Below are 15,242 nucleotides of genomic sequence, written 5' to 3' on the forward strand. Positions count from 1 at the left end.
TGAGTAGCTTCTGAAACGTCGTAGCTACAGACCGGTCCCCTGTCGCTAGCGGGACGGAAAGTCAGGTCGGCCGCCAAGCTCGGACACTCAAGCTCTGAACACGTGCCGATAGACCCGTCCCAGAAGTCGTTCCGGGAGTAATCGGAGCGGGACTCTGACTAAGAGGTTGGCCAGCGCGACCGGCCATCCGTAGAACCCGGTATCAACGATGGCGCGCTGTAACCGGACCTCTCTCCAAGCGATGTCCAGCCCGCCCCGTCGCCCCATTAGGCCGTCCGCGCGGGCATTGACTAGCACCTTGGGTAGATTCGTCAGCGTCCCACCGTCGGCTAACAGCCGGCACCAGAGCTCGTAATCCTCGCCGTACTCCATCTGCCGGTAGTTCCCAACGCCTAGAACTGCCTGGCGCCGGAACGTTACAGTCGGGTGGTTCAGCGGACACCGGTAGTACGCCATCCGCCTGACTGCGACCGGGTCCGTCGGGACTCTCCGGACCGCTTTGACCTCGTCGGGCGTCGTCTCGAACTCGCCGACGTACCCGCCGACGGCGTCGACCTCCGGGTTCGCACCGAGGAACGCGACCTGCCGCGCCAGCCGGTCCGGGCAGGCGACATCGTCAGCGTCAATGACCGCGACGAGCTCCGACGTCGCCTCCCTGACCGCGACAGCCCGCGCGTGGCCGCGCCCCCGGTCGTCCACGCGGACATCCCTGACAGGGTACGGCGCCGTCTCCGCCGCGTCGGCGACGACTTCGACTAGGGCGGACGGGAGGCCGTGGTCGCGGACGACGACCAGTTCCTCCGGGGAGCGCTCCTGCCGGCAGACGCTGTCGAGACACGCGCGCAACGCCCCGGCGTCGTCGCCCGCGTACGTCGTCAGGACGACGGATACCGCCGGCTCCCGAGCGTCGCTCACTGTGGACACCGACCCCGACTCCGGCGTCCGAACGGCGGCGACTGGTCCGGTCTCCGAGCGGATGGAATCGGTCGCCAGTCAGATCCGTGGTCAACTGGCCCCGCCGACGCTCCCCGACCGACCGGGAATCGTCGTCCAATCATGCGACCGTGCGATACACCTCCCTCGTCTGTGCTGCGATCGCGGTCCAAGTGGGGATCGACTCCGCCAGGTCGCCGACGCGTTCGCTCATCCGGGCGGACAGGTCGGGGTCGGACAGTATCCGGTCCATCGCCCCCGCGAGGGCGTCTGCGTCGTTCGGCGGGACCAGGAACCCGTGTTCCCCGTCGGTCAGTACTTCCGCGAACCCCGAGATATCCGTCGCCAAGACCGGCTTCTCGTACTGGAGGGCAGTCAGGAGGGCGCCGCTTTGGTCGATGTCGTCGTATGGGAACGCCACCAGGTCCGCCCCGGCGAAGAGTTCCGGCACCTCCACGTCCGGAACGAACCGCAGGTCCCACCGGACGGCGGAGGCGATGCCGAGGGAGTCCGCGAGACCCTTCAGCGGTGCGACGTCCACCTTCGGGTTCCCCGCGATACGGAGGACTGTCCCCTCGCGCGTTTCGGGTGGAAGCGACGCGAACGCCTCCAGCAGGGTGTCGACGTTCTTGTAGGGCTTGATCGTCCCGAAGAACAGGACCTCGTCTACCCCGTCTTCCTCCTCCACCCCGCCGCCGCTGGCCGGCGCAGTGGGCTCCGGGTACTCGAGAATCCCGTGAGGGATCACCGACACGTCGCTCGCCAACACGCCCTGTCTCACGAGTTCGTCACGCGAGGTCCGGGTGTGGACGATCAGGCGGTCGAAGGCGTCGTAGACCGACCGGGCACCCAGGAGCTGGAGCCGGGACGTGCTGGCGCCGTGGAAGGGCGTCGTGTCGTGGACGGTGAACACGAGCGGCGCGACCCGGGCGAGCGCGCGAAGGTAGACCCGGTCGACGACCGGGAGCGGCAGCCACTGGAAGTGGACCACGTCGGGGTCGCGCGACCTGATCTCGCGGAGGACCCGCGCCATGTCGAGGACGTGTTCGACACCCTTGACGGCCGTCCGACCCGGGAGCGAGTCGTGGCCGGCGTAGAGCCCGTTCGTGTGCCCGTAGAAGTACTCGACCCGGTCGTAGGCGGTCTTGTCGTCCCACAGGAAGTAGTCCGCGTCGGTCGTGAGGAGCGTGAGGTCGCACCCGACGGCGGCCAACCCCGTACAGAGGTGGTGGTCGTAGGGGGGCGTGAACGCTGACGGGTCGAGCATGACGACCTCCATCGTGGTATCAATTGAGGAATACGTATTTCGGCTTTTCGGTGGGCCGAGTGTCGAGCCCCGGACAGATATTTGGTCGTCGCCCGCGACGTCAGCGTATGGGCGACCGACCAGACGTGGTACTCCTGACCGTCGACTGCTGGCGCCACGACGCCATCGAGCGAATGGATCGGTTCCGCTCCCTGACCTCCGAGTACGTCCGAAGCGAGGCCGTCTGTCAGTCGGCCGCGACCCCCGGCGTGTTCCCCTCGATTCTGGCCAGCCTGTACTACCCGCAGGCGTACACCGCGTCGGGCGCGCTCCGGTCCTCGGTGCGGACCCTGCCAGCCGTCCTCGCGGACCACGGCTACCGGACGGGTGCGATCGTCGCCGACAACCCATTTCTCGACCGGTTCGCCGGGGAGTTCGACTTCTTCTGGAACGGCGGCGCCGCCGAGACGAAGCTGGAACGACTGTTCAGGCTCGCCCGACAGCGCGACACCGTCCCCGTGACGGAAGTGGCGGACCGCGCCCACGAGTGGTTCGACGCCACTGACGGGCCGCGGTTTCTCCTCGCGCACCTGATGGACCCCCACGAGCCGTACCTGCCGGGGTTTCGCCGCGGCCTCGGCGAGGGAGTCGTCGACTCGTACCGGACCATCTGGAAGTTCGCACGGGACCGTCAGTCGCTCTCCCCGGCCGAACGTGAGACCGTCGAGAACCTCTACTGGCGCTGCGTCGACTATCTCGACGACCACGTTGAGGACCTCTTCTCGCTCGTCCCCGACGACGCGATAGTGATCCTCGTCGGCGACCACGGCGAGGAGTTCGCCCACGGCGCTTACCGACACGCCAGACTGTACGACGAGTGCGTCCGGGTGCCGCTCCTGACGAAGAACCTCTCCCGCGACCGGGTCAGGGACGGAGACGCGGCAGTGCGGCAGTTAGACCTCGCACCGACCGTCCTAGAGGAACTCGGTATCGCCATTCCCGAGAGGTGGGAGGGGAGACCGGCGAACGGCGACCCGCGGCCGAGTTTCATGCTGAACCACTCCCCCCATCTCGGGAAGAGCTACGTCGGGCGGCGGACCGAGACGGCGAAACTCGTGAAGACCTACGACCGCGTGGACGCGGAGCCCACGCGGACGGAGTTCTTCGACCTCCGCGCCGACCCGGCCGAGGAGGAGAACCGCTACGCAGCGCAGTCCCAGTCCGGGGACGAACGACTGGAGCGACTCGAACGGGACCTCGCGGAATTCCTGGACCGCCCTGAGATACGCGAAGGGATCCGGCGCGGCACCGAACCCGACGTTGACGACGCGACGCTGGCCGACGACGCCGTCGCGGAGCGACTCAAAGCGCTCGGGTACAGGTAGTTCCGTCGTCGACGGCCCGACGACCGCGTCCGTCCGGACGGTGCGGTCCCGACACAACCTGTGCTACTTATACCCGAGTGCGGCCAGCTTCTCATCGAGGTCCACTTGCGGGTCCGACTCGGACTCGTCCGCCGGTTCGTAGCTCGGCCGGCGCGTCCCCGTGTCGGACGCGGACGTCACGCACCACGGGACGGTCTTCAGGACGTCGACGTAGGTGTAACAGGGGTGCGACCACACTCCGTCCTCCCCAAAGGCCTGCCCGTGGTCCGAGGAGACGACGACGGTGTCGGCGTCGACGTTGTCCAGCAACACGGCCACGTCGTCGAGGACGTAGCGGAGGTTCTCGACGGACGCCTCCCAGAGTTCGTCCCTCCTGTATCCGCACTCGTCGTGCAGTTCGCCGAGCGTGTACCCCTCGCCCTCGACGCCGACTGGTGTGACTACGTTGCCGTCGATGTCTGCCTCCACGAACGGCAGGTGCGGTTGCATGTAGTGGACGATCGTCCGGTCGGCGTCGTACTCCCGCGTGAGGGAGATGGCGCGGTCCGTCACCGTCCGTGCGGGGATGGTCCCGAGGTCGGCGTCCCAGCCGTCGCGCCAGACCTCCTCCAGGTGGAGGAATCGGTCGGCGTCGAGGCGTCGCTCCGAGGAGGTGTTGGCCGTCACGTGGAGCGTCCTCGCCATCTCGTTGCGATACCGTCCGGTGAACGTGTGGTTCATCCACTCGTCGGAACAAGTCCCCGGGCTGATGTGTTCGCCAACCGTCCCGACGAACTCGTACTCGTCGCGGACCTCCTCCATCATATCGACGGTCGCACAGTCGAGGAGGATCAGCAGATCCCACTCGCGGTCGTAGACGTTCGTTGCCTCCGGGGCGTGGGAAACCCGATACCGGAACTCGTTCGAGACGTACCGGCCGGCCGAGCGGAGCGTCTTCGACAGGCCACGCACCCCGTGTTCGTCGATATCTTCCATGCAGGCGTTCAGGAATTCTCGTACTACGTTCATTGTCTCGTCGAGCCGTCCCCTGACCGGTGTCCGCGGTGTTCTCGGCCGACTACAGCCTCTCGGTTCGATACCTCGTCCGACGCGGGCGTCTCTCATAAATGTGGGCGTCGGGACCTCCAAGGTCGATGGTGTCTCCGACCGGAGACGCGGCCCGTTCATTCGGCGTCGGGGGAAAAGTTGTAGTGGGTCGGCTTGTCAGATTGTGTATGGACTGGGGGCAAATGTGGCGGGACTCACGAGTATATAATGTGTCCAGTGTGGTACGTGACCGTGGGATCATCTCCACCGAAGAAGGGTCGTTAGTGGAGGCGATTTTCGGTACACCCCCCCGTGAGGATCTCCGACATATATCGCTCACGAGTTCGGATTTAGTACGCTTGGTCCTCCCTGTGGCATCTCCGTTGGCCCACTTGTGGCGAAATTCCACGATCCGGCGACTCATCACGGCTCAACCGCCGGGAGAAATTTCACAGGTGTTTCAGAGCGCTAGCGCAGGTTCGGGCAATCAACTCCAGTCATCCGCTCGTCGACTTAATATCGTCCGTTCCCGATTGGGATTGCTCGCGCTCGCGGTGACCTACACATCGCTCTTGCTTGCTACGGTGTGGTACATGGACACGTCGCTCTACGACGGCTGGTCTCCGTACACGTTCACCGTACCCCACCACTTGTCGGTGTTGTTTGTGGTCGGGCTAGCAATCCTCCCGGTGTTCTGGTTGCCACGCGAGTACCGACGGCCGTCACAGGTGATCCTCTGGTGGCTCTACCCGGTTGCGTATATTCCTGTTGTTACGCTGCACGCGTTCCTTTTAGAGGAGCCACGTCTGGTATTCGCCCTTACTGTCGCGATTTCGTTTTTTATACTCAGATTGTCATATTATCTCCCACAGGTCCGTGTGCGTGAGACGGTCCCACATCCGATCTTCTATCGACTGTTAGTTCTAGTGACTGTGGCTCTGATGAGTCTGCTACTCGGTGTATTCAGCCAGTCGATCACGATAGCTAATTTGAGCGAAATATACGAAGTTCGGTCGTCGTTCCGTGAGACGCTCCAGTCGTTTGGGGCCGTGTTCTTCCGGGTAATCGCGTACGGTATCACGTGGTTGGAGAACGTGTTGGTCCCGATCCTGATCGCAAGTCCACTGGCTGGACTCATGCCCACGTGGGTGTTTGGGGTCGGGGTCGCCGCTACGCTAGTGGTCTACGCTGTCGGTGCGTTCAAGTCCGCAATATTCGCTGTCGGCATGGCGATCATTCTGTACGTGACGCTTCAGGACGATGGCAAGTATCTCCCCGCTTATGCCATGTTAGCCGGTCCAACGACCCTTGGCACTTTTCTCGTCCTCGACCGCCTCGGCGCACCTTCGCAGGTACTTGGCCTTGTACGAAGGATGTTCGTCTCGCCAGGGATGGTTACTGCGTTTCACGTCGACTTCTTTAGCACAAATCCGCACACTCTATGGGCCGGACGAACGTGGATCGGGCTCCCATATCCCTACAGCAAACCAGTCGCGAACCTCATCGGGAGCGTCTACTTTGGTATTCCAGATATGGTCGCGAACGGACCATTCTGGGCCTCCGGGTACGCTGGTGCCGGGATTCTGGGGATCGTACTCGTCGCTATAATATTCGCTGTGGCACTGTACGCGCTTGATTGTGCGTCGGCGGGCCTTCCCAAACGGTTCGTCGGGGCCGTCGTCGCCGGACAACTGACCGGAATTGCGTACTCAAGTACTCTCAACGTGTTGTTGCTCGGTGGGTTCGGTTTACTCGTAGTTCTGCTCTTGTTCATGCCTGTGCCGAATCGCGGGGTCGGGTGATTTATAGGATCATATATCAACGAGTCAGGAAGAGGCGAGTATTTACAAGCTGGAAAGTGATTTATGACATGTGTTCAATGACTCGATAAGTGAAGACGGGTAGAACTGCACCCAATCTACAGATTACAAATGGAAAAATGAATATCACGGACCGCCTGCGTCGCGCCGTCGAGAGTCCGAACCTGTTCGGCCGGGGCGTCAACCGGCTCTACCACCGCAGGTTCAACAGCCGGTCGTACAACACCGACGGAACGGATATCTTCGCCGAGGACTGGGACGTCCTCCTCGTCCTCGATGCGTGCCGGTACGACACTTTCGAGGCCCACCACGACCTGCCGGGCCGTCTGGAGTCCCGGGTGTCTCGGGGCGCCGCCACCGTCGAGTTCCTGCGCGGGAACTTCGTCGGCCGGACGCTCGCGGACACGGTGTACGTGACGGCAAACCCGCAGCTCTACCGGAACCGCGACCGTCTCCCGACGGACCTCCACGCGGTGGTCGACGTCTGGCGCGCCGACGGATGGGACGAGGACCACGGGACGGTCCTCCCGGAGACAGTCAACGAGTACGCGAGGCGGGCGGCCGAGCGGTACCCGAACAAGCGACTCGTCGTCCACTACATCCAGCCCCACTACCCGTTCATCGGGGCGGACACGTCCTTTGACGAGGGCCACCTGGACGTCGAGAATCCCGACGAGGAGCGGGTGTGGGACCGGCTGATGACCGGGACCCTCGACGTCGCCCCCGAGGAGGTTCGGCGGCTGTACGTCGACAACCTGTTGCGGGTTCTTCCACACGTCGAGGACCTGCTGACCGACCTGACCGGCCGGACGGTCGTGACAGCCGACCACGGGAACATGCTCGGCGAGCGGGCGTCGCCAGTCCCTGTCAGGGAGTGGGGCCACCCCCGCGGCATCTACACCGAACATCTGGTGAGGGTTCCGTGGCTCGTCTCCGACGAGGGGTCGCGGCGGACGGTCGTGGCTGAGGAGACGGCGGACATCCGCGAGACCGTCGAGGACGTCGACGAGGACATCGTCTCGGAACGGCTCGAGGATCTAGGCTACCGCTGAGTCACTCCAGTGACTCCAGCAGGAGGTAGTCTTGGTCGGTCAGCCCGAGGCGCCAGACGATAGCCCCAAAAACCGCCGTCGCGGCGACGCCGGTGACGACGACGCGGACGACGCCGGGAAGCGGCAGCGTTCGCCCGAGGAGCATCGCCGGGACAGCACCGCAGACCGCGACCAGGCCCCGCCAGTACCCCCGCGAGTACGGCTGCAGATTGAGGAGGTACCACGTCTGGACCAGTCGCAGGGCGTTCAGCACTACGAACGACACGCCCGTCGCGGCGGCCGCGCCGACGATGCCGTACGCCTGTATCAGCACGTAGTTGAGACCCACATTCGCCACACTCACGACTACCGAGTTAACCATCTGGAGCCGTTCGTACTCCGACATGGTGAGGAGGTACCCTGCCGGGCCGACGACGGCGGCGGTCACCTGACCGAGAGCCAGCACGAGTAGCGCCGACTTCGCTGCGGGGATGGCGGTTCCGAAGAGTCCGAGTATCTCGTCGAGGAAGACGAACAGGAACGCGAACCCGAACAGCGTCAGCGTGGCGACCCACTTCGTGACGGCCGTGTAGACGCGCCCGAGGCGGTCGTGACGGCCCGAATGGTACAGCTCCGACGCCAGCGCCGGGAAGATAGAGTACGTCGCCTGGAGGACCACCGCGAGGAGGACGGAGGTCTGGTAGGCGGCCTGGTACCAGCCCACCTCGGCCGGGGTGGTGAAGACGCCCAGCATGAGGATGTCGGTCCACGTGATCAGGTACAGCGTCACTGCGGCGACGGTGAGGGGCAGGGCGAACCCGAGGACCTCCCTGTACGGGAGGCTCGGCCGGACGTCGAGGGACAGCGCGCCCTGTCGCGCGAGGTAGTAGACAGCGAGGACGACGCCGACGACGATCGAGACCAGGTAGCCGGCGACGACCGTCTCGACATCCGCGAGGACGAACGCCCCGACGGCGACGAGGACGAACGCCACCACGGACTGTCCGACATCGCGGACGTAGACGTAGTACTTCGTCTCTTTGAATCCTCTTGTCGCCGTCGCCCCGACCATCATCGCCGAGAACAGCGGAACTCCGACGAGGAACAGCTTGGCGGTGGAGCCGAACCCGGACTGCAACACGCCGTCGAGTACGTGCCACTGACTGTGCAGGAGGGCAGCGACGACGGTCCCGAGGACGAAGGGGACACCGAGGCAGATGACGACCGTCCCACTCACCAGAGCTGGGCGGTCGTCAGCCACGTATATCGGGATGTACTTCTGGGCGGCCCGGTCGAGCCCCAGCTGCGAGACGACGGAGACGGCCTTCATCAGGACGGTCCCGAACGCGAAGAGGCCGAGGGCCTCGGCCCCGAGACCGCGCGCGACGACCACGTTGATTCCGTACCGGAGGCCCTTGCCGACCATTCCACCGACGAACGCTATCGAGACGAGGTTCGTAATGTTCTGTCTCATCGGCGTCGGACGATGGGCCGTGTCATCAATTCACTGTCCGAGGGGGACTCAGCCGTCGTGCGGACCGTCTGCGCGTCCGGTCGTCGCGGTCGTCTCTCGCCGGCGTCACGTCGCCGTCCCACGAACAACACGGTCGTCTCTCACGACGGTTCCACACCGTATGAAGATACCGCACGGGCCCGACTGCCGTGTGGCCCCTGAGCGTCGACGTACCCCGTGCGGCGGCCGTCGTGGGGATCAAAAATAGCCCAAGTTCCGCAGCCGGGCGGCCGTCGATGGGTCGACGGAGACGTTGGTTCCCCCCTCGACCGCGTCGTGCTTGAAGGTCGAGATGTCGCGACCGAATCGTCTCGTGGCCCACGACGGTGGGCGGGCGAGGGATCCACTGGCCCGCTGAGTGTTCGCCTCGCCGGGGAGATCGTATCGTGTACAGGTCCCGAGGGAGCTCCACACCACTTTCTGATCGCCGTCATAGGCACAGCGGATCGCTCGGTCGTAGTACTCGTAGTCCGCCTCCGGGTCCGGACCGGCACTCATCCCGGCCAGTTCCGCGAACGCCCGATCACGGGATAGGTCTTTGACCCGGTCATCTCGGATCCCTCGGATCAGGTCGGGGAGTGACAGGTGTGAGAGGTAGCGTCCAGTCTGTTCGGCTACCTCGGGGGGATTGATCAGATAGAGCGGGACGTGGAGAAGTCTCTCACTCAAACTACTCTTGTGGTTTGCGAGCCCCTCGTCGGCTTCGGTTCCGAGGTTGTCGCCGTGGTCGGCGGTTACGACGACAGTCGTCTCACCGTCCAGCTCGTCGAAAAACTCCGAGAGACGGCGGTCGAGGTACTCGACGGCCGCCCGGTAGAGTCCGTTGCGCCGGCCCCAGTATCGCTCGTCGTACTCCGCAGCGAACAAGTCCCAGACATCCCTCTTGGCTGACGACCAGCCGCGGGGGCATTCGTAGAGGTCGTCGTCCAAATATCGTGCGGGTCTGTGTGGGATATGTGCCTCCATCAAGTTCAGAAACACGAACGTCGGTTCGTCAGTCGAGGCGAGTTCCCGCCGGACGACTCCGAGCCCCGGCTTGGCTCCCTCGTCGAACAGCCACGCCAAACGGTCGTAGGTTGAGTCCAACAGTTCGAGCGCACCGTTGAACAGTGAGCGCACGGGTTTCTCGCTTTTTACACATGCCAGCGCGTATCTGCGAAACTCGTCGAGCGATCCATCGAAGGAGTAAGGGTCGAGAGCATCGGGGAACCGGATCCCCCGGCCCAGCGGAAAGAACTCATCGAAGTAGCGGTCGAAGTCGTGTGCGGGTCCGGCGTAAACATTGGAACTAACGCCGACCGTTCGGTACTCCGTGAGGTCGTCGAATACCGTTCGTTCACGCGGGAGCGACGCGAACGACCGAGAGTGGGTGTGGACGCCGTGCTCGTGTGCTAGTAGGCCCGACAGCATACTGGCGTGACTCGGCGTGCTCCAAGAACTCGCCGCCCGACACCCGTCAGAAGAGATGTCGGCTGCATCTTGGACTCGGACGGCGACGTCATCGAAAATATCCTCGCGGACCGAGTCTAGACAGACCACTGCGACATTCTGCATATTGCTCGGACGGTCGTCTAAAGTCTGCCGGGGACGGGTACCCGACAACGGGCCCGTCCAGCGATCACTGATTTGGTCGGGTTGGTTACCGCAGTTACGGCTCGGTGATCGGTCCCGACTCGAAGGCCATCGTGGCGACGTACTCGCGGACGTGCGAGGTCTCGCCGTCGGCGGACTTTTCCTCTTGGATCTTCAGTTCGCAGGACGATTCCAACTGGTTGCGGGCGCGGACGTCGGCCGCGTTCCGGCCGAAGAACGACTGTGTCCGGTGGACGGTGACCGGTGGACTGCCGTAGGTGTCCTGCAGGCCGGCGGTCGACCACGCGTCCGTCGATAGCGCGGACGCGATGCTCTCGCCAGTCCCACCGGCTCCGCCGGACCGGGGCTGGGTCACAATGTAGCCGACGGTCTCGTCGCCGTGGTCGTTCGTCCAGGTGTCGCCGGCAGTCGTGTTGGCCTCCTCCTCTTGGCAGATGACGTCGAAAGAGTCCTCGCCGGTCCGAGTTACCCGCGTCGATGTCGGTGTCGGATCGTTGTCGGACATGACCTGCGTGTAGGTGTGCGACTGCGCGTTCCAAGTCGGCGAGAACCCGACAGTCGTCCACCCGCCACCGTTGGCGGTGACCTTGCCGGCGACCAGTTCGAAACCCGCGTCCGTGGGGTGTGGCCCAGATTCGACGACGACGTAGTTCACGTCCTCTTTTTTATGTGCCCCGTCCTGATATTCCCACTCCTCCAACCGAACCTCAAAACTTTCACTCTGAGCGTTCCGCACGCGAGCGTGGACAGGGTCGGGGTCGTTGAATGTCCCCACCGACGTCACTACCACGGGGTCCGTGTACGAACCGCTCAAGCTGACTGTCTGCCAATTCTCGTTGACCGAAACCGTTCCTGCTTCGCCAATCATGTTTTCGTTCTGGTTGTTTCCGAGTGCCGCTTCGACGTCCAACAATCCGTTCCCCTGCTGATTCCCCGACAGCCCGAGGTCCTCGGCCGTCTCCTCCAGCCGCTTCCGAGCCTCCGTATTCGAATACCCGTTGGCCATCAACAGCCCGGCTGCCCCACTCACGTGCGGGCAGGCCATCGACGTCCCGGAGAAGTGCGCCGTTCCGCCACCGGCGACGGTCGACAGAATCGAGGAGCCCGGCGCGGCGATGTCGATCTCGGGCCCGGTGCTCGAGAAGTACGCGAGGTCGTCGCTCGAGTCGGTCGCACTCACGGCCATCACGTCGGGGTGACGCGCGGGGAACTTCACGCAGTCCGAACACGGACCGCTGTTGCCTGCTGCGGCGACACAGAGGACGCCATTGCTGGTCGCGTACTCGATGGCGTCGTCCATCGTGGAGGAGTTGCTACTGCCGCCAAGACTCATGCTGGCGACATCCCAGCCTTCGTTAGCGACGTGGATTATGCCGGCAGCGATGTCGGAGTACGACCCCCAGCCACTACTGTTCAGCACCTTGACCGCGTGGAGCGTCGCACCCGGGGCGACGCCGACGACAGCCTTGCTGTTGTCGACCGCCGCGGCGATCCCGGCGCAGTGGGTGCCGTGATTGTTGTCGTCGTCCCACGGCTCCGCACAGCCACTGCAGGTGGTGAAAGATTCACCGGCGCCGAGGTTCGCCTGGAGGTCGGGGTGGTCCGAGTCGATCCCCGAGTCGATGATCGCGATGTCGGCACCATCGCCGGTGTAGCCGTCGTCCTGCGTGGCGTCCGAGTCGGTCCGGTCGATCCCCCACGGGAGCGACTGTCCGATAGCCTCCATCTGGCCGTCCACCTCGATGTACCGGATGTTGGGGTTCTTCTCGAGCGCCTTGCGCGCCTGCTCGGGGAACCGCCCGGCGACGGCCTGGCCGACGTCGCCGAAGTCGAGCTCGCGGTGGACGTCGCTGGCGACCTGTTTGGCCTTCTCGAGTCCACGGTTGTTCTTCGTGCCGACGACGTGTCGGCCGGTCGGTTCCGCTCCCGCGACGCCGGTGCCGACGACGCCGACTGCCGCACCCGCGCCGATCGTCCGGAGGAGATCTCGTCGTTTTAGTGATACGTTATTCTTGTCTCTCATTAGCTGTTGTTCGTGTTTGATATCCTGCTGGTTCGCGTGCCATACTGGACCGGCCGCCGTGCCAGGTCGTCGTTACGGATGTCACCAATCTCTCCCTCGTTCCCGACATGTTCGATCTCAATTTCTGCAGCCGTGCCGACTCGTTGGAACATCTCGTATACCACTTTATATCTGGTTTAAGAGTCCATTAAGACTCCTTAGAGGCATCGTTATCAGACGGTCATAAAAACGTTCGCCGAATATTATCTATATTGATACCGAAATAGCATCCATTACAAATTTTTCTGATATGATTTTGTTAGGTCTTGCTGGCCAGGGACGGCAGCGGATTTCTGGCAAGAACTAACAACTAGATTATATTTGTTCGCCGCGACCGAGCCGTCTCGTCGAGTGCTGGAATCAGTTCCAGTGGACTCGCTGAGTTTATTTTCGCCTGTGATATCTCAAGTCCGACGGGAGTTATCGCTGGTGAATCGAGTGACACGGAGGACCCGGCGATCTTTTCCGCATTTAAGTGTCAGTCACCTATCTATCGAACGCTGAAATCGTGATTGGCCCGAACTGGTGAGCCCACTGGCGTGTCCGCGGACACGGAAGCCGAGGATTGAGCGGGGACCGTGATCTGCACACAATCGAGGGACGAGAGAGACAAGGGGTCGACTGTTCCCCCCACTGACGTCGGACGCGGTCTCGGGGGACGAGGGGTCACGAAGATCTCCGCGTCTCGCCGGTCGGAAGCGAGCGGTCGTCCCTGCTCCCCCGAGTGCGCCAGCCGCACCGAGCGTCGCCATCGAACTGAGGATCGACCGTCGAGAGAACGGGGCCGTATCGTTCGTATCACTCGAGATGGTAATAGCGAGCGAATACCCGAGTGAAGACACGAGACAACGAAGTCGTCACGAGTCCGAGCCACCTCCGGATGACCAGTCGCGAGAGCCGTCGGACGCGACACAAGAGCTAATAAACGCTCTGTCACAACCGGCAGTATGGATCGGGCCCTCGTCGTCGCGCTCGTCGTCGGCACCCTCCAGGGCGTCTTCGAGTGGCTCCCCATCTCCAGCGAGGGGAACATCACGCTGTACCTCGTCGTCGTCGAGGGGATGGATCCCACGGTCGCCGTCCAGCTCTCGCTGTTCCTCCACGCGGGCACGGGCGTGGCCGCCTGTGCGTACTATCGTAACGAACTGCGCGAACTCCTGAGCGCCGTCCCTCACTGGCGCCCGACTCGTTCGTTCACACCCGAGGGGGCGACGCTCTCGTTTCTCGTCGTCGGGACGCTCTCGTCCGTGGTCGTCGGACTCGCCGTCTACCGGCTGCTGACCGAGATCGTGACCGAGCTCGCCGGCGGGACGTTCGTCGCGCTCATCGGCGTGCTCCTCGTGGGCACGGGAGTGATCCAGCGCGTCGGCGACGACCTGGTCACCACGCGCGAGGAGCCGTCGCTGTTCGATGCGGTGCTCGTCGGCTCCTTACAGGGCGTGGCGATCCTCCCGGGCGTCTCGCGCTCGGGCGTCACCGCCGGGACGCTCCTCCTTCGAGGACACGAGGGTGTCGACGCGTTCCGGCTGTCGTTTCTCCTCTCGATTCCCGCGGCGTTCGGTGCCGGCGTCCTCGTCCTCCTGGACGTGGGCGTACCCAGCGTCTCGCCGCTCGCTGCTGGCGTCGCGCTCGTGACGAGCGCCGTCGTGGGCTACGCGACGATCGGCCTCTTGCTCGCGGTCGTCCGCCGCGTCGCGTTCTGGGCGGTCGCGATCGGACTCGGCGTGCTCGCGATCGTCGGCGGCATCGGTGTCGGCCTGTGACGGAGTGCAGCGTCGTCCGCACGGACCCCCAGGATGTCGCTCGCTGGAGGATGCCGGTTCGGGCGGGAGTTACCCCACCCGCTCCGCCTTGTCCGCCACCGATTCGGGCGGGTGTTGTGTGACGACCCGCTGGGCGGTTCGTTGTGACGAGACCAGGAGAGCCGACGAGCCGACGAAAAGAGCCGCGACGAGGGCGGTCCAGGCCACGTCCGGGACCGCCCGGAAGAGTGGGAGATCGAGCGCCGAGACGACGACGATGGCGACCGACACCCCCGACAGTCCCATGAACAGCTGTGGAATCCACTCCCTGTCCTCGGTCGCATCGAGGTCGAGCCGAAGGTTCTCCCCGTACTTCGTGAGTTCGATCGTGCTCTGCCGACGGTCGTACTCGATGAGCCCGAGGTCGGCTAGCTTCGGTGCGTGGAACTGGTACAACGACGTGTGGACGTTCTTCCGATCGTCGTATCTGATCGTGTCAGGATCGGTGCCTCGTTCCCACGCCGCTACCTGTCGTGAGACGTCCGCGAGGTCTACCGGACCGACTCCACCGTACTCTTGGAGATAGTGGAGGTGTAGCGTCGCCGGCGATTGTGGATCGCTTCGAGAAGTTCCTCTCGTGACGGTACAGTCGCCTCGTCGGCCGGGGTCGCGACCGTGTGTTCCTGTTCGTTTTCTTGACCCTTCTGTTCTGAAACGGGTCTCGATTGACCCGACCCCCCCTGTGCCCCTGCAGCGTTCTCCCTCCCTGCGGCGTGCTGTGTGACCATGTGCACCTCTGTCCCCGGTTGCAATTCGCAAGACAGTATTGCTCGCGAAGCGGTTGTTCCATTGTCATTAGTGTCTAATAAGTGTTTGGGAGAGTATATGTCG

The 15,242-nt window shown here is 63.8% G+C and carries 11 protein-coding genes; 4 read left to right on the forward strand and 7 right to left on the reverse strand.

Annotated elements, in window-relative coordinates; genetic code table 11:
- Positions 1-87: 87 nt before the first annotated feature.
- On the reverse strand, positions 88-915 hold the full coding sequence (locus FZP69_RS16260) for a glycosyltransferase (RefSeq protein ID WP_152042432.1): 828 nt from the start codon (positions 913-915) through the stop codon (positions 88-90).
- A 139-nt stretch (positions 916-1,054) separates the two neighbouring features.
- Positions 1,055-2,200, reverse strand: coding sequence for a glycosyltransferase (locus FZP69_RS16265; RefSeq protein ID WP_192918617.1), 1,146 nt, complete (start codon positions 2,198-2,200; stop codon positions 1,055-1,057).
- Positions 2,201-2,307: 107 nt separating this feature from the next.
- Between FZP69_RS16265 and FZP69_RS16270 the strand changes: the two genes are divergently transcribed.
- On the forward strand, positions 2,308-3,564 hold the full coding sequence (locus FZP69_RS16270) for a sulfatase-like hydrolase/transferase (RefSeq protein WP_152042434.1): 1,257 nt from the start codon (positions 2,308-2,310) through the stop codon (positions 3,562-3,564).
- A 63-nt stretch (positions 3,565-3,627) separates the two neighbouring features.
- Here the strand turns inward: FZP69_RS16270 and FZP69_RS16275 are convergent, their stop codons facing one another.
- Positions 3,628-4,572 carry a hypothetical protein gene (locus FZP69_RS16275; RefSeq protein WP_152042435.1) on the reverse strand — a complete coding sequence of 315 codons (945 nt, stop codon included), beginning with the start codon at positions 4,570-4,572 and terminating at the stop codon, positions 3,628-3,630.
- Between the two features lie 611 nt (positions 4,573-5,183).
- Between FZP69_RS16275 and FZP69_RS16280 the strand changes: the two genes are divergently transcribed.
- Both FZP69_RS16280 and FZP69_RS16285 read left to right on the forward strand, forming a co-directional pair.
- Complete coding sequence (locus FZP69_RS16280) at positions 5,184-6,392, forward strand: hypothetical protein (RefSeq protein WP_152042436.1); 1,209 nt, start codon at positions 5,184-5,186, stop codon at positions 6,390-6,392.
- Between the two features lie 137 nt (positions 6,393-6,529).
- Positions 6,530-7,462 carry a hypothetical protein gene (locus FZP69_RS16285; protein WP_152042437.1) on the forward strand — a complete coding sequence of 311 codons (933 nt, stop codon included), beginning with the start codon at positions 6,530-6,532 and terminating at the stop codon, positions 7,460-7,462.
- 1 nt (position 7,463) lies between these two features.
- Here the strand turns inward: FZP69_RS16285 and FZP69_RS16290 are convergent, their stop codons facing one another.
- From FZP69_RS16290 to FZP69_RS16300, 3 genes are all read right to left on the reverse strand, one after another.
- Positions 7,464-8,915, reverse strand: coding sequence for a flippase (locus FZP69_RS16290; RefSeq protein WP_152042438.1), 1,452 nt, complete (start codon positions 8,913-8,915; stop codon positions 7,464-7,466).
- A 237-nt stretch (positions 8,916-9,152) separates the two neighbouring features.
- The gene (locus tag FZP69_RS16295) at positions 9,153-10,508 is read right to left on the reverse strand and encodes a sulfatase-like hydrolase/transferase (RefSeq protein ID WP_152042439.1); all 1,356 of its coding nucleotides are present in this window, start codon (positions 10,506-10,508) and stop codon (positions 9,153-9,155) included.
- 94 nt (positions 10,509-10,602) lie between these two features.
- Entirely contained in the window at positions 10,603-12,570 is a 1,968-nt protein-coding gene (locus FZP69_RS16300) for a S8 family peptidase (RefSeq protein ID WP_152042440.1), read from the reverse strand.
- 986 nt (positions 12,571-13,556) lie between these two features.
- Between FZP69_RS16300 and FZP69_RS16305 the strand changes: the two genes are divergently transcribed.
- Entirely contained in the window at positions 13,557-14,372 is an 816-nt protein-coding gene (locus FZP69_RS16305; RefSeq protein WP_152042441.1) for an undecaprenyl-diphosphate phosphatase, read from the forward strand.
- Between the two features lie 69 nt (positions 14,373-14,441).
- On the opposite strand, the gene FZP69_RS23520 is transcribed toward FZP69_RS16305, so the two are convergent.
- Positions 14,442-15,170 carry a DUF7344 domain-containing protein gene (locus FZP69_RS23520; protein ID WP_449329025.1) on the reverse strand — a complete coding sequence of 243 codons (729 nt, stop codon included), beginning with the start codon at positions 15,168-15,170 and terminating at the stop codon, positions 14,442-14,444.
- Positions 15,171-15,242 lie beyond the last annotated feature (72 nt).

Source organism: Salinigranum salinum (genome assembly GCF_009176545.1).
Taxonomy (GTDB): domain Archaea; phylum Halobacteriota; class Halobacteria; order Halobacteriales; family Haloferacaceae; genus Salinigranum; species Salinigranum salinum.

Bases quoted from the DNA above. Each gene is read 5' to 3' on its own strand.
- FZP69_RS16265 (WP_192918617.1), bottom strand. From the start codon at position 2,200: ATGCTCGACCCGTCAGCGTTCACGCCCCCCTACGACCACCACCTCTGT.
- FZP69_RS16270 (WP_152042434.1), top strand. From the start codon at position 2,308: ATGGGCGACCGACCAGACGTGGTACTCCTGACCGTCGACTGCTGGCGC.
- FZP69_RS16275 (WP_152042435.1), bottom strand. From the start codon at position 4,572: ATGAACGTAGTACGAGAATTCCTGAACGCCTGCATGGAAGATATCGAC.
- FZP69_RS16280 (WP_152042436.1), top strand. From the start codon at position 5,184: ATGGACACGTCGCTCTACGACGGCTGGTCTCCGTACACGTTCACCGTA.
- FZP69_RS16285 (WP_152042437.1), top strand. From the start codon at position 6,530: ATGAATATCACGGACCGCCTGCGTCGCGCCGTCGAGAGTCCGAACCTG.
- FZP69_RS16290 (WP_152042438.1), bottom strand. From the start codon at position 8,915: ATGAGACAGAACATTACGAACCTCGTCTCGATAGCGTTCGTCGGTGGA.
- FZP69_RS16295 (WP_152042439.1), bottom strand. From the start codon at position 10,508: ATGCAGAATGTCGCAGTGGTCTGTCTAGACTCGGTCCGCGAGGATATT.
- FZP69_RS16300 (WP_152042440.1), bottom strand. From the start codon at position 12,570: ATGAGAGACAAGAATAACGTATCACTAAAACGACGAGATCTCCTCCGG.
- FZP69_RS16305 (WP_152042441.1), top strand. From the start codon at position 13,557: ATGGATCGGGCCCTCGTCGTCGCGCTCGTCGTCGGCACCCTCCAGGGC.